The sequence below is a fragment of the Kumtagia sp. genome, from assembly GCF_059502445.1.
In genome coordinates this window covers 29,480-41,484 of the sequence record NZ_JCACER010000058.1, presented here as the reverse complement: position 1 = coordinate 41,484, position 12,005 = coordinate 29,480, and the positions used below count along the sequence as shown (strand labels likewise).

Annotated in this window: 12 protein-coding genes and 2 tRNA genes; 9 read left to right on the top strand and 5 right to left on the bottom strand. The window is 66.4% G+C overall.

What is annotated here, in order from left to right; translation table 11 throughout:
- Positions 1-324 precede the first annotated feature (324 nt).
- The 3 genes from AC5JDC_RS17620 (at position 325) to AC5JDC_RS17610 (ending at position 1,119) form a co-directional block, all read left to right on the top strand.
- Positions 325-756, top strand: coding sequence for an SAM-dependent methyltransferase (locus AC5JDC_RS17620; RefSeq protein WP_106774671.1), 432 nt, complete (start codon positions 325-327; stop codon positions 754-756).
- A gap of 173 nt (positions 757-929) precedes the next feature.
- A tRNA-Tyr gene (locus AC5JDC_RS17615) sits at positions 930-1,014 on the top strand.
- 31 nt (positions 1,015-1,045) lie between these two features.
- A tRNA-Gly gene (locus tag AC5JDC_RS17610) sits at positions 1,046-1,119 on the top strand.
- 104 nt (positions 1,120-1,223) lie between these two features.
- Here the strand turns inward: AC5JDC_RS17610 and AC5JDC_RS17605 are convergent.
- Together AC5JDC_RS17605 and AC5JDC_RS17600 are read right to left on the bottom strand one after the other, a co-directional pair.
- Complete coding sequence (locus AC5JDC_RS17605; protein ID WP_495843169.1) at positions 1,224-1,880, bottom strand: exopolysaccharide biosynthesis protein; 657 nt, start codon at positions 1,878-1,880, stop codon at positions 1,224-1,226.
- Between the two features lie 167 nt (positions 1,881-2,047).
- Positions 2,048-2,623, bottom strand: a complete 576-nt coding sequence (locus AC5JDC_RS17600) for a DUF4893 domain-containing protein (protein ID WP_495843167.1) — start codon at positions 2,621-2,623, stop codon at positions 2,048-2,050.
- A gap of 182 nt (positions 2,624-2,805) precedes the next feature.
- On the opposite strand from AC5JDC_RS17600, the gene AC5JDC_RS17595 reads away from it, so the two are divergent.
- Entirely contained in the window at positions 2,806-3,729 is a 924-nt protein-coding gene (locus AC5JDC_RS17595; protein ID WP_495843166.1) for an NAD-dependent epimerase/dehydratase family protein, read from the top strand.
- Here the strand turns inward: AC5JDC_RS17595 and AC5JDC_RS17590 are convergent.
- Positions 3,726-4,349 (bottom strand): DUF1638 domain-containing protein, encoded by a 624-nt coding sequence (locus tag AC5JDC_RS17590; RefSeq protein WP_495843164.1) that lies wholly within the window; start codon positions 4,347-4,349, stop codon positions 3,726-3,728. The genes AC5JDC_RS17595 and AC5JDC_RS17590 overlap by 4 nt on opposite strands.
- Before the next feature lie 63 nt (positions 4,350-4,412).
- Here AC5JDC_RS17590 and AC5JDC_RS17585 point away from each other — a divergent pair, with 63 nt between their 5' ends.
- On the top strand, positions 4,413-4,550 hold the full coding sequence (locus tag AC5JDC_RS17585; protein ID WP_106774676.1) for an entericidin A/B family lipoprotein: 138 nt from the start codon (positions 4,413-4,415) through the stop codon (positions 4,548-4,550).
- Between the two features lie 70 nt (positions 4,551-4,620).
- Here AC5JDC_RS17585 and AC5JDC_RS17580 read toward each other — a convergent pair whose 3' ends face one another.
- Positions 4,621-5,319 (bottom strand): corrinoid protein, encoded by a 699-nt coding sequence (locus tag AC5JDC_RS17580; protein WP_106774677.1) that lies wholly within the window; start codon positions 5,317-5,319, stop codon positions 4,621-4,623.
- A 504-nt stretch (positions 5,320-5,823) separates the two neighbouring features.
- Between AC5JDC_RS17580 and AC5JDC_RS17575 the strand changes: the two genes are divergently transcribed.
- The 3 genes from AC5JDC_RS17575 (at position 5,824) to AC5JDC_RS17565 (ending at position 9,745) form a co-directional block, all read left to right on the top strand.
- Positions 5,824-7,389 (top strand): serine hydrolase domain-containing protein, encoded by a 1,566-nt coding sequence (locus AC5JDC_RS17575; RefSeq protein WP_495843162.1) that lies wholly within the window; start codon positions 5,824-5,826, stop codon positions 7,387-7,389.
- 135 nt (positions 7,390-7,524) lie between these two features.
- Entirely contained in the window at positions 7,525-7,914 is a 390-nt protein-coding gene (locus tag AC5JDC_RS17570) for a DoxX family protein (RefSeq protein ID WP_106774679.1), read from the top strand.
- 253 nt (positions 7,915-8,167) lie between these two features.
- Positions 8,168-9,745, top strand: coding sequence for a trimethylamine methyltransferase family protein (locus AC5JDC_RS17565; RefSeq protein ID WP_106774680.1), 1,578 nt, complete (start codon positions 8,168-8,170; stop codon positions 9,743-9,745).
- Between the two features lie 111 nt (positions 9,746-9,856).
- Here AC5JDC_RS17565 and AC5JDC_RS17560 read toward each other — a convergent pair whose 3' ends face one another.
- Positions 9,857-11,119: a serine hydrolase domain-containing protein gene (locus AC5JDC_RS17560; protein WP_495843160.1), complete on the bottom strand. Its 1,263-nt coding sequence runs from the start codon at positions 11,117-11,119 to the stop codon at positions 9,857-9,859.
- Positions 11,120-11,356: 237 nt separating this feature from the next.
- On the opposite strand from AC5JDC_RS17560, the gene AC5JDC_RS17555 reads away from it, so the two are divergent.
- Positions 11,357-11,992, top strand: coding sequence for a LysE family translocator (locus AC5JDC_RS17555; RefSeq protein WP_106774682.1), 636 nt, complete (start codon positions 11,357-11,359; stop codon positions 11,990-11,992).
- Positions 11,993-12,005: the final 13 nt, after the last annotated feature.

The following is a 12,005-nucleotide window of genomic DNA, read 5'->3' as shown; positions in this document are numbered from 1 at the left end:
TCGCACGCGGCCCCAACGTCAACGCCGTTCTTCGGGTCTCCAGGGAGTCGGGGTATAAATCCAACGCAAGAGGACTCCAAGAGGCGGAAGTTCAAGCATCACCAATTTCTCTCCCATGAAGTCGGACAGCCGGACCTCCGAGACCACATTCTTCAAATCCTGCCCATTATGCGAATCTCAAAGGACTGGCGTTCGTTCAAACGGCATCTGGACATCGCTTTCCCAAAGGCAGGCTCGCAAGCTGATATGTTCTCAGATCATGATGAGCTTAATGCTTGACACTAAAGCGTGTCGCGATTGACCTGCTTCAGGATACCGATTCCGATGACGAGCGATCTTTCGCCGCGGCTGGCGGCCATCGTCGATGCCTTGCCGCTCGAGCCGGGCATGCGGGTGCTGGAGATCGGCTGCGGGCCGGGTGCCGCGGCAAGGGCGGTCGCCGCCCGAATCGGCGGAGGCCATGTGCTGGCGATCGATCGTTCCGCCAAGGCGATCAGCCAGGCACGGGCCGCCTGCGCCGCAGAGATCGCCGACGGCCGGCTCAGCCTGCGGCAGGTGGCGGCCGAGGAGCTCGAATTGCTGCCCGGCGAAGCGCGTTACGACCTTGCCTTCGCCGTTCGCGTCGGCGCGCTCGACGGCCGGCATCCACGCGCCGGCGAGCTGGCGCGCCGGCGCATTGCCGCCGCGCTGACGCCGACCGGCCGGCTCTTCATCGACGGCGGCGATCCGCTGCGCGAACTGCCGCTGCGAGCCTGATTGGGCCTACGAACCGGCCGGGTACACCGGCCTGCCCAAAAAGCGGCGAAGCGTGAACTTGTGGCTGCGTCGTCGGTTGACACCGCATCGCCTTGCCGCCATAAGGCGCATCGCGGTTTCGGGGTACGTGCTCCGGGTGCCGCGGAAGCCTCGCAGCTAGGCTCCGGACGGTCGGAGGGGTGCCCGAGTGGTTAAAGGGGACGGACTGTAAATCCGTTGGCTTTGCCTACGTTGGTTCGAATCCAACCCCCTCCACCACCGCCGGAAAATGCTGTAGGGTGATATCGGCGCGGGTGTAGCTCAATGGTAGAGCAGCAGCCTTCCAAGCTGAATACGAGGGTTCGATTCCCTTCACCCGCTCCAGCAACCTCTTGAAATAGGCTGGTTTTCCCTGGTCGCGAATGCGCTTCGCCGCTGCCCCGCGGCGCCGATCCTCCTCGATTCGAAAAATTCGCCGCAACGTGGCTTCAGAACATCCAGCCGAGCGCCGCCTGGGTCGCCACGCCGGCTGCGCCGATGACGAAGGTGATGACCAGAGCGGCGGCGATGCTGACGGCGCTGCCGGCGGCGAACATCAGGCCGTCGCGCTCCGACAGCGCCAGCCCGAGCAGGGCGATGGCGAAAGCTGGCAGCCAGTTGCCGAGCGGGATCGGCAGGGTGACGACGACCGCCAGCAGGAAGGACATCACGCCGATGATGCGGTCGCCACGGCGGCGCCAGAACGGCCAGTAGCGCGGCCGCACAAATTTCTCCAGCCATACCAGGCGCGGTACCAGCCGGTTCATCAGGCTGCGGAACTGCTCGGCCGGCACCGACTTTTCGGCGACGAAGCGCGGCAGCCAGGCGCGCTTGCTGCCATACATGAGCTGGGCGGCGACGATCAGCAGGGGCACGCCGAGCACCGCCGAGCTGCCGGGCGGCAGCGGCAGCAGGTTGAGGGCGGCGAACAGCACGAGCAGGGCGGCGAAGCTGCGGTCGCCAAGCGCGTCGACGATCTCCGCCACGGTGATGCGGCCATCGGCTTCGGCGGCGAGCCGGGCGAACAGCAGCGACAGCCGACGCGGCTTGCGCCGGGGCGCGCCGCCGGTGTGGCCCGCGTCGAAGCCCTCCATGTCCGTTCTCATGCCGTTCCTTGCATTTCCCGGCTCTCCGGCAATGTGCCCTGCCGCAGGTTAAGCCTTGATGACGCGCCTTGTTCAGGCGCCCTATGTGGGTGCGGGATGCCGGCTTGCAAAGGGACCGGCCGTCGGACGCCGTCCCGCGGCCCCGCCGTGCTGTCCGCCGATGCAGGCTATCGCTTGAACTCCAGAACATCGAGCTTCGATTCGTAGGCGGGGGCGGGAAACTCGATGCGCCATTCGCCGGGGGCGGTGCGGAACGCATAACCCGCCTGGTCCGTTTCCGGGCCGGAGCCATAGGGCTTCGGCTTGTTGCCGGCGATATAGCCGGAACCGAGATAGGTCAGCCGCCGGTCGCCATCGTCGAAGAAGCGGCCGAGCGTTCGCTGCGAGCCGCTGAGCTTTTCCAGTTGCCAGCCCGAGCCGTCGTCCCTGACGCGGCACTTGAACCAGCCATAGATCACGAGCCTGGCCGGGCCGCCGGCCTTGATGGTGCGGCACTGCCAGTCGCCGACCATGTCGAAATCCTGGAAGGAGACCGCCGGCTTCGCCAGCAGCGCCTCGAATGTCGCGATGTCGGCGGCGTCGGCCCTACGCGCTTCCTCGATCGCCTGTCGCCGGGTCGCGTCGTAGCCGTCGAGCCGCTTGCGGTCGGCCGCGGTGATCAGCGACACGATCTCGCCGGTGGCGAAGGCGGGCAGGGCCGAGAGCAGGGCAAGGCCGAAGGCGGCCATGAAAATTCTGTACATCGTCGGATGTCACTCCAGGGGTTTCGACAAGTCGGGAAGCCAGATCCGGTCCCTTGGCGCGAAGGCGCTTGCCGTCGCATCGGCCTCTCCGAAATACCACGACGTGCATATCTTATTCGTTCCCAGCTTTCGCTGGCCAGTGCTAGACGCGTTGTCGCTGTTGGAACAAGGGCGAGACTCACATGCGCATCCTGCTCACCGGATCATCCGGCTGGCTCGGTCGGACCCTGGCGCCCCGCCTTGCGTCGCTCGGCCACGAGGTGATCGGCCTTGACCCCGCGCCGTCCGGATGGACGCAGGTGGTCGGCTCCATCGCCGATCGCGATCTCGTCCGCCGCGTCATCCGGGAGAACCGCATCGAGGCGATCGTCCACGGCGGCGCCCTGCACAAGCCCGATATCGAGCGCAACGACCGGATGGCCTTCCTCGACGTGAACGTCGTCGGCACCGCCAATCTGCTGGAGGAAGCGATCGCCAGCGGCGTCGACCGTTTCGTCATGACCTCCACCACCTCGCTTATGATCTCCGAGCGCATCCGCGCCGGCGTCGCACGCGGTGCGGCTCGCGCCGAGTGGATCACTGAGGAGCTCTGCCCGATGCCGCGCAACATCTATGGCGTGACCAAGCTTTCCGCCGAGCATCTGTGCCGGCTGCATCACCAGATGCACGGGCTGCCGGTGATCATCCTGCGCACGGCCCGCTTCTTCCCGGAGGCCGACGACATGGCGCATGCGATCGAGCAGTCGGACGACAACACCAAGGCGAACGAATTCCTGTTCCGCCGGCTCACCGTCGAAGATGCGGCGGAGGCGCATGTCCTGGCGCTGCAGAGGGCGCCGGCGCTCGGCTTCGGCACCTTCATCGTCTCGGCGCCGACGCCTTTTTCCCGCAGCGACTGCGAAGCTCTGATCGCCGACGCGCCGTCGGTGGTCGAGCGCTACTTTCCCGACTTTCCGCGCCTCTACGCCCGGCGCGGCTGGACGATGTTCCGGTCGATCGACCGCGTCTACGACGCCGGACTTGCCGAACGCGTGCTCGGCTTCCGTTGCCGTACCGATTTTCGCGCTGTTCTCGATCGGCTGGCCGGGGAAACGGCCCCGACCTAAGCCGGCAGGTTCGCCAGCGCCGGCACGAGATCGCCATAGCCGGTGAAGCGACGCTCATAAGCGAGCCCGAGCAGTTTCGCGGCATCCTCCGCCACTCTGTCGAGCGCCGGATCGTCGGTCTGGGCGAGGTAGACCAGTTTCTCGTAATTGCCGAAGAAATCCTCGATCAGCTCCGGATGGCGGTCGAGCCCGAGCGGCTTCATGAAAAAACTGTCGAAATGGCGGCACAGGAAGTCGGTCATGTAGAAGGCGAGCATGTCGGCGTCGCCTTGCCGCTCGAAGGCGTCGAGCCCCTGGTAGAAGGCGAAGCAATGCGGTCCGGCCATGCGCTCGACGCCGTGCTTCTCGACAATCTTATCGAGCATGCCGCCGGTCCCGCAATCGGCATAGCCGACGAAGATGTTGCGGTAGCCTTCCGCCTTTGCCCTGGCGATCGCCTTGTCCATCTCCGGGGCGATGCGGTCCGGCCGGAAATGGTACTCGGCCGGCAGGCAGGTGAGATCGATGTGGTCGCACGCAAGCCGGCTCTTGACCGCGAGCACCTCGCGCGCCAGCATCCCGCAGGCGATGATCAGGACTCGCTCGGCCTCTTCGGCCTTCCGGCTCTGCGCGTCGTCCATGGAACTTCTTTGCACTTCAATTGTTTATTCTAACAGTCCTGGCACAAGAGGGAACCCGCTTCCATGACACCGTCTCGTATCGCATCGCTCGCCGTCCTGCTGGCCTGTGCGGTCGCCGTATCCGCCTGCGCCAACACCGTCCGCGGCGCCGGCAAGGACATCAAGGGCACCGTCAAGGCGGTCGAGGACACGGTCGAGTAAGCTCGGCCGGATCGATACGAAAAAGCCCCGGCGAGCGGGGCTTTTTTATTGCCGTGCACGGACGCCGCCTTCAGGCAGAGGCGCGCACGTTGTGCTTGCGCTTGACCAGTTCCTTGGCTGTCTCGACGGCCACCGCCGCGTCGCGGCAGTAGGCGTCGGCACCGACCGCCTTGCCGAATTCCTCGTTGAGCGGGGCGCCGCCGACCAGCACGATGTAGTCGTCGCGGATGCCCTTCTCCTTCATCGTGTCGATGACCACCTTCATGTAGGGCATGGTGGTGGTGAGCAGCGCCGACATGCCGATGATGTCCGGCTTGTGCTGCTCCAGCGCGTCCAGGTATTTTTCGACCGGGTTGTTGATGCCGAGATCGATGACGTCGAAGCCGGCGCCCTCCATCATCATGCCGACGAGATTCTTGCCGATGTCGTGGATGTCGCCCTTGACCGTGCCGATCACCATCTTGCCCTGCTTGGGCGCGCCGGTGGCGGCGAGCAGCGGGCGCAGGATGAACATGCCGGCCTTCATCGCATTGGCGGACAAGAGCACTTCCGGCACGAACAGGATGCCGTCGCGAAAATCCTCGCCGACGATGCGCATGCCCTCGACCAGCGCCTCGGTGAGCACCGCATAAGGCATCCAGCCGCGCTCGAGCAGGATGTTCGTGCCTTCCTCGATCTCCTCCTTCAGGCCGTCATAGAGGTCGTCATGCATCTGCTGCACGAGTTCTTCGTCGGAAAGCTCGGACAGGATGATCTCGTCGTCGGACATGGTCTTCGGGGCTCCATGGATGCATTCGGCGCATAATGCCGGCCGCCTCGGCGACGTTGATTTCTATCGTGCGGGAGCCGCAAACCCTTAGCTGATTTGCGACGCGCTGCAAAACGAAAGCGACCGGGATTGGTTGCGGTCGGCGCCGCCGTCCGGTCCGGCCTTTTACGACCCTCCCACATACCGCCTACACCAACAACCACGACAGGCTGGCGGCGCCCGGCCTGGGCACGGGAACCTGGCTCGCGCTGCATGCGATCGACGCCGTCGGCGTCGTGCATGCCATCATATTGAGAATCCAGGCGCTGCTGCTGCCCGTGAAGACGCTGGTCTTTTCGGGGGCCATTGACGGACCGGCTTCCGGTTACGTTTCGATAACCAATCGCGAAACTTTACCGCGAGAGAACACGCGAGCCCTTGTCAGCGCGCTGCGCCGGCAAGAGGCTTGGCGCCTTGATCGCCCGGCGGCCTTGTGAAGGCGCCCGGCGGGCCAGGGGGGACAGCATGATCGGAACAGACGGCCTTGCGATGGCGGCAACAGGCCTCCGCCAGAAGCTTCTGGTCCTGGCGCTGGGTGCAATGTGCGCGCTCGGCGCGGCGCCGGTCGCCAGCGCCGACGAGGCGATGGAGCGGCGTATCGAGGAGCTTGTCCCGGCGCTCTGGGCCTATATCGACCAGGGCATGAAAGCGTTCGACAATCCCGGCCTGGCCATCGGCATCGTCACCAGCGACCGGCTCGTGCTCGCCCAGGGGTTTGGCGTGCGCAGCAAGGGTGGCGCGCCGGTCGACACCAAAACCGTGTTCCAGATCGGCTCGACCACAAAAGCTTTTCTCGCCACCACCATGGCGATCGCCGCCGACCGGGACAAGCTCGCCTGGGGCGCGCGGGTCGTCGACCTGGACAGCGACTTCCAGATGAAGGATCCCTGGGTCAGCAGCGAGTTCCGCGTCTTCGACCTGCTGGCGCAGCGTTCCGGCATGCCGCCTTCGGCCAACGACGTGATGGGCATGCTGGGCGTCGACCAGGCCGGCATGGTGCACGCCATGCGGCATGTCGAGCCGGTCTCCAGCTTCCGCTCGACCTTCGCCTACACAAACGTCACCCACATGCTGGCGCAGCGCATCGTCGCCCGGCAGCTCGGCGCGCCGGACTGGGAGACGGTGGTGCGCACCGAGATCTTCGAGCCGCTCGGCATGGCGGATTCTTCCTTCACGGCGGAGGCGATCGAGGCCGCGCCCAACCACGCCGAGGGTTATCGCTGGGCGCCCGAGGGCACGGTCGAAGTGCCGTTCACGCCGATCTTCCCCTACGGCTTCGGCGCGGCCGGGTCGATCAACTCGACCATCGAGAATCTTGCGCCCTGGGTGCGCCTGCATCTCGCGAACGGCACCTTCGAGGGCAGGGAACTGGTTTCTGCGAAGAACCTCGCCGTCACCAAGACGCCGCGCATCGGCATGTCGGACACGGTCTCCTATGCGATGGGCTGGGTCTTGCAGAGCACGCCGAACGGCCGGGTCGTCTGGCACAATGGCGGCACGACCGCCTTCGGCGCCTATATCGGGACGGCGCCGGACAAAGACGTCGGCGTCATCGTGCTCACCAACGAGACCAATGTCGGCCTGCCGGATGCGATCGGTGCGTGGACGCTCGACCGCCTGCTGGGCAACCCCGAGGTCGACCATGTGGCGGAGCGGCTGAAGGCGGCGCAGGCGGCATTCGCGGCAGACGAGAAAACCACCGAGGCATCGCCCGCTCGACCCGCGGCGGCGCTGGCCTCGCTCGCCGGCGACTACGACAGTCCGAGCTTCGGCAAGGCCGCGGTGGCGCAGGACGGCGCCGGGCTGGTCGTCGAACTGGAGACGGGCGCGAAGCTGACGCTCGAGGCCGGCGACGGCTGGGCGTTCAGCGTCAGCCTCGTGCCGGAAGGCCGGTTCGCCGGCATCGCCGCCAATATAGGGCCGACGCCGATCGGCATCGCCCAGTTCGAGGTCGACAAGGACGGCGCCATCGCCGGCTTCCGCTTCATCTCGGTTGACAACGGCCAGCCATACCGCTTCGAGCGGCGTTAGTTCCGCCCGGCGGAAGGCGGGAGGAAGGCGGATCGCAGCGAATCGAGGTGCGGGCACCTGAAAGTGCCTGCTTGCCTGCGGAAGCGGTAACCTTATGGTTCGATTCGGGAATCGATCATGAGGAGACATCCCAAGATGCAATTGTCATTTCTTCGCCCCTGGGCGCCGCATATTCTCAGCATTTTGCGCATCCTCGCGGCTGCGACGTTCCTGACGCACGGCACGATGAAGCTGCTCGGCTGGCCGGCGCCGTTCCCCTATCCGCTCAACGGTCTCCTCTACGTGGCAGCCATCCTCGAGATCGTCGGCGGGCTGCTGCTGATCGTCGGCCTGTTCACGCGGCCGGTCGCCTTCATCCTGTCGGGCCAGATGGCGGTCGCCTATTTCATGGGGCATGCCGGCCAGGGCTTCTTCCCCGTGCTCAACGGCGGCGAGGCGGCGATGCTGTTCTGCTTCGTCTTCCTCTACATCGCCGCGGCCGGGCCCGGCCCGTGGAGCGCCGACGCGGCGGCGGGGCGGGACTAGTTTTTCCGCCCCGACCGCGCTTCGGTCTCCCGCATTCCCGACTGCACCGCTTGTCCCTAGGCAAGCGGCGCAGTTTGCGTGCGGGCGCATCGCCGGACGGCGTCGAAATGGGCCGCTGGTCGGGCAGCGCCGCGCTTGTCCGTTTTGCGACAGGGCTTGGCGCTGCCGGGCCGTTTCGGCCTAGGTGCTTGGCTACGATCTGCCAAAGCGCACGGCGCAAGCCGGCAGGGTACGGATTCTAGGGAAGACGATCATGAGCGACAACGTGGCGGTCGAGCAGGAGGCCGGCGGCGGCCGGAGGGGCAGGGCGGATCGTGGCGGCGGCGCGGCCGCCAGGCGAGCGGCGCGTTCCGGCGGCGGGCCCGGCACGCAGCTCACCTACATCAAGCGCCAGATCCCGCTCTACGAGGTGCTGGGCGAGGAAGGTCTCGCCCTGATCGAAGCCAATGCCGACACGGTGCTGCAGGAGATCGGCATCGAGTTCCGCGACGACGCCGAGGCCTTGGCGCTGTGGAAGGAAGCCGGCGCCGACATCAAGGGCGAGCGCGTGCGCTTTCCCAAGGGCCTGCCGCGGTCGTTGCTGAAGACGGCGCCGCCGGTCTACACCCAGCATGCCCGCAACCCGGCCCGTTCGGTCGAGATCGGCGGCAAGGGCACGGTGTTCGCGCCCGTCTACGGCCCGCCCTTCGTGCGCGACCTCGACGGCAACCGGCGCTACGCCACGATCGAGGATTTCCGCAATTTCGTGAAACTCGCCTACATGGCGCCGTCGATCCATCATTCGGGCGGCACGGTATGCGAGCCGGTCGACGTGCCGGTGAACAAGCGCCACCTCGACATGGTCTACAGCCACATCAAATATTCCGACAAGCCGTTCATGGGCTCGGTGACCGCGCCCGAGCGCGCCGAGGACACGGTGGCGATGGCCAAGATCGTGTTCGGCGACGACTTCGTCGAGAACAACACGGTGCTGACCAGCCTCATCAACGCCAATTCGCCGATGGTGTTCGACGAGACCATGCTGGGCGCGCTGAAAGTCTATGCGCGGCACAACCAGGCCTGCATCGTCACCCCCTTCATCCTGGCCGGCGCGATGAGCCCGGTGACGGTGGCCGGCACCCTGACGCAGGTGCTGGCCGAGGTGCTGGCGGGTGCTGCCTTCACCCAGCTGATCCGGCCCGGCGCGCCGGTGCTGTTCGGCACCTTCGCCTCGTCGATCTCCATGCAGTCGGGCGCGCCGACCTTCGGAACGCCGGAACCGTCGCTGGTGTCCTACGGCGCCGCGCAGCTCGCCCGGCGGCTCGGCCTGCCATTCCGCACCGGCGGCTCGCTCTGCGCCTCCAAGATTCCGGATGCGCAGGCCGCCTATGAGAGCGCCAACACGCTGAACTCGACCATCCTGGCCGGCACCAATTTCGTGCTGCATTCGGCCGGCTGGCTCGAGGGCGGGCTCGCCTCCTGCTACGAAAAGTTCATGATGGACGTCGACCAGCTCGGCATGAGCCAGAAATTCGCCGAGGGCGTCGATCTCAGCGAGAACGGCCAGGCGATGGAGGCCATCCGCCAGGTCGGGCCGGGCAGCCACTATCTCGGCTGCGACCACACGCAGGCCAACTTCCAGACCGCCTTCTACCGCTCGTCCATCGCCGACAACAATTCCTACGAGCAGTGGCAGGCGGAAGGCGAGAAGAGCGCCTCGCAGCGCGCCAACGAGCTGGCCCGTCGCTGGCTGGAGAGCTACGAGGCGCCGTATCTCGACCCGGCCATCGACGAGGCCTTGACGGACTTCATCGCCGGGAAGAAGAACTCCATGCCCGACGCCTTCACGTGAAGGGAGCCCGAAACAGGCCGGGCTAAAGTGGCCGACATCATCCACAAGGAAGTCTGGCGCAGCGCCATCAAGGGGCCGTCGGGCGAGGGGTGATATGCGCCGCGACGGAGGCTATTTCAGCGCCTCCGTCACCGCATCGAAGAACACCATGTCGTCGATCGGGGCCGCATCGGTCGGCTTCGACTGCGCGCCGAAGGTGACGATCACCACCTTCTCGGCCGGGTTGATGTAGATGTACTGGCCGAAGATGCCGATCGCCGCGAAGGCGCCGTCGGCCTTCGATGCTTCCGTCCAGGCCGGCCACCACATGTAGCCGTAGTCGAGCGGCTTGCCGTCCTCGAGCGTCGTCGGGCTGCCGGCCTCGATGGTCCAGCCGTCCGGCAGCAGCGGCTGGCCGTCGACGATGCCGCCATCGAGGAAGAACAGCCCGAAGCGGCCGTAGTCGCGCAAGGTGGCGCTGATGCCGCTGCCGCCGATCTCGGCGCCGTCGGGCGAATCCAGCCACCAGCTGGCGTCCTGCTCCATGCCGACCTTGCTCCAGATCTTCTCCGACAGATAGTCGGCTGCCGGCTTGCCGACGGCACCCCGGACGATCTCGCCTGCGACCTGCGTCTCGCCGGTGCTGTAGGTGTTCTGCGTGCCGGGTTCGGCCGCCCTCGGCAGCTTGCGCATGACCTCGAGCGCGGCGCCCGGCTGCTGCGAAATCTGCGCCCTCAACAACTCGCGCCGATCGGATGCCGGATCGGTGTAGGTCTCGTTCCACTTCACGCCCGACGACATCATCAGGATGTCGCGCACCGAGGCGCCTTCATAGGCGCTGCCGGCGAGCCTCGGCACGTATTTGACCACCGGATCGGAGAGGCTGCCGATATGGCCGTCCCGGATCGCCGCGCCGATCAGCGTCGAGGTGATCGACTTGGCGATCGACATCGACATCCATTTGGTCTTTTCGCTGTTGCCGCGCTGGTAAAGCTCCAGCGCGATCCTGCCGTCCTTGAGCACCAGCAGGCCGGTTATGCTGTTGAGCGCCAGATAATCGACGAGGTCGTATGTCTTGTCGCCCTGCGTGAACGCGACGTCGGTCAACTGCTTGTCGGCCTTCTCAAGCGGGCTCGACGTCTCGCCGCGTGCGATCCTGCGCGTCGGGAACAGCCGATCGATGTTGCGGAACGTGCTGACGGCCAGATCCGGCGTCAGCGCGCCGTCATAGACCTGTTCCACCGTGCCGATTGGCTCCTGCGCATGCGGATACGGTTCGGCCGCCGCGGCACCCTGGCTCGCAGACACGATCACGACGGTTGCCGCCAGCAGCGCCGCCGCACCGATGTGCCGCTCGCTCGCGCGGGCCGGCCATGGTCCTGTTGTTCCACCCATACACTTGCTTGCTCCTCCGCTTCGCCCGCCCGCCGCCACGGACGGGGTGACGATAGGAGAGCTTGTGCCGGCGATCCACAGCGGCAGGCGGTCTGGATCGGTGTTTTCCGCGGCTGGCCCAGAGTCGTATGAGCCGGCGTCCGCCCGGGTTCGTGGAGCCTCGCCTTCGACACCCTTGCCCCTTCGCCGCGAACCTGCTTCCATTCCTGTCGTTCAAGCTCCGGAGCGACCGCCGCCATGCCCGACCTGACGCTCGCCGCCTTCGCCCTGGTCGCCTTCATCGGCATCGCCACGCCGGGGCCGACGGTGCTGCTCGCCTTCTCCAACGGTTCGCGTTTCGGCGTGCGCTCGGCGCTGCCGGGCATGGCCGGTGCCGTGCTGTCCGACTTCGTGCTGATCGGCGCCGTCGGGCTGGGGCTTGGCGCGCTGCTGGCGGCCTCGGAGTTCTGGTTCTCGGTGGTGAAGTGGGTCGGCGTCGCCTATCTCGCCTTCCTCGGCATCATGATGCTGCGATCGAGCGGGACGCTCGGCAGCTTGCAGGGCGAGGCGGCTGCCGCCGGCAAGGCGTCGGCGCGCTCGCTGTTCGCCAAATGTTTCCTGGTCGCGGTGACGAATCCCAAGGGCTACCTGTTCTTCTCGGCCTTCCTGCCGCAATTCGTCGATCCGGCGGCGCCGCAGTTTTCGCAGTACGTCGCGCTGGCGCTGGTCTTCGCCACTGTCGATTTTCTGGTCATGTCAGGGTACGCGCTGCTCGGCGCGCAGGCGGCGCGGGTCCTGAAGGGATCGGTCACGCGCTGGCTCGACCGGCTCTGCGGCGGTGCCTTGTTGGCGCTTGCGGGATCGCTGGCGCTCTATCGCCGCGCCGGCCCGTAGGTCGCCGCGGGGC

Bases quoted from the DNA above. Each gene is read 5' to 3' on its own strand.
- AC5JDC_RS17620 (WP_106774671.1), top strand. From the start codon at position 325: ATGACGAGCGATCTTTCGCCGCGGCTGGCGGCCATCGTCGATGCCTTG.
- AC5JDC_RS17605 (WP_495843169.1), bottom strand. From the start codon at position 1,880: ATGAGAACGGACATGGAGGGCTTCGACGCGGGCCACACCGGCGGCGCG.
- AC5JDC_RS17600 (WP_495843167.1), bottom strand. From the start codon at position 2,623: ATGTACAGAATTTTCATGGCCGCCTTCGGCCTTGCCCTGCTCTCGGCC.
- AC5JDC_RS17595 (WP_495843166.1), top strand. From the start codon at position 2,806: ATGCGCATCCTGCTCACCGGATCATCCGGCTGGCTCGGTCGGACCCTG.
- AC5JDC_RS17590 (WP_495843164.1), bottom strand. From the start codon at position 4,349: ATGGACGACGCGCAGAGCCGGAAGGCCGAAGAGGCCGAGCGAGTCCTG.
- AC5JDC_RS17585 (WP_106774676.1), top strand. From the start codon at position 4,413: ATGACACCGTCTCGTATCGCATCGCTCGCCGTCCTGCTGGCCTGTGCG.
- AC5JDC_RS17580 (WP_106774677.1), bottom strand. From the start codon at position 5,319: ATGTCCGACGACGAGATCATCCTGTCCGAGCTTTCCGACGAAGAACTC.
- AC5JDC_RS17575 (WP_495843162.1), top strand. From the start codon at position 5,824: ATGATCGGAACAGACGGCCTTGCGATGGCGGCAACAGGCCTCCGCCAG.
- AC5JDC_RS17570 (WP_106774679.1), top strand. From the start codon at position 7,525: ATGCAATTGTCATTTCTTCGCCCCTGGGCGCCGCATATTCTCAGCATT.
- AC5JDC_RS17565 (WP_106774680.1), top strand. From the start codon at position 8,168: ATGAGCGACAACGTGGCGGTCGAGCAGGAGGCCGGCGGCGGCCGGAGG.
- AC5JDC_RS17560 (WP_495843160.1), bottom strand. From the start codon at position 11,119: ATGGGTGGAACAACAGGACCATGGCCGGCCCGCGCGAGCGAGCGGCAC.
- AC5JDC_RS17555 (WP_106774682.1), top strand. From the start codon at position 11,357: ATGCCCGACCTGACGCTCGCCGCCTTCGCCCTGGTCGCCTTCATCGGC.